This window comes from Cellulomonas sp. IC4_254 (assembly GCF_011603975.1).
GTDB lineage: Bacteria > Actinomycetota > Actinomycetes > Actinomycetales > Cellulomonadaceae > Cellulomonas.
The window spans coordinates 1-705 of the sequence record NZ_JAANNB010000401.1; the positions used below are offsets into that span (position 1 = coordinate 1).

Here is a 705-nt window from a genome sequence, read left to right on the forward strand (position 1 = left end):
GGACGGGTGAGCAGCGGCAGGTCGAGGCGATCGCCGCGTGCCCACCCGGACCCGGCCTGGACGCCTGGCTGCGGGGTCTGGACCTGAAGGTGCTGCCCTCGGCGGTGGTGGTCGAGGTGGTCGCCGCGCGGGTGCGGATGCAGGCGTATCAGCACGCCGCGATGCTGGAGGCGGTCGCGGAGCTCGCCTCCCGCCCCGAGATGCGCCCGGACTGGTCGCCGCTGGCGGGGGCGCCGCCGACGCAGCCGTGCGTGGCCGGGGACGAGCTGTCGATGCGGCTCGGCTGGGCCCGGGTGACCGCGACCAAGGTGGTGCACCGGGCGCTGGTGCTGGACGGGATGCTGGTCGCGACCGGGGAGGCGCTGGCGTCCGGGCACCTCGACGCCGCCAAGGCCGAGGTGCTAGCCGCAGGGCTGGCGGACCTGCCGTACCAGGCGGCGCACGCGGTCGAGGACGCCGTGCTGCCGGACGCGGCGCAGTGCTCGGCACGGCAGTTGCAGCGGCGGGTCGAGCAGGAGATCCGGCTGGTCGACCCGGACGGTGCGGCCGGACGTCACCGGCGGGCGCGGTGCACGCGGCGGGTCACCCATCCGCGGCCGCAGCCGCACGGGATGGCCTCGATGTGGGTGGTCATGGCGGCCGAGGACGCCACCCGCGTCGACGGGGTCCTCGACCACACCGCCCGGGCGGCGAAGGCCCTGGGTG

Annotated in this window: 1 protein-coding gene; it reads left to right on the forward strand. The window is 76.7% G+C overall.

Translation table 11 applies throughout. From position 1 onward, the window contains the following. Positions 1-705 (forward strand): DUF222 domain-containing protein (locus G6556_RS19015; RefSeq protein WP_166944740.1); only part of this gene is annotated, 705 nt, incomplete at both ends.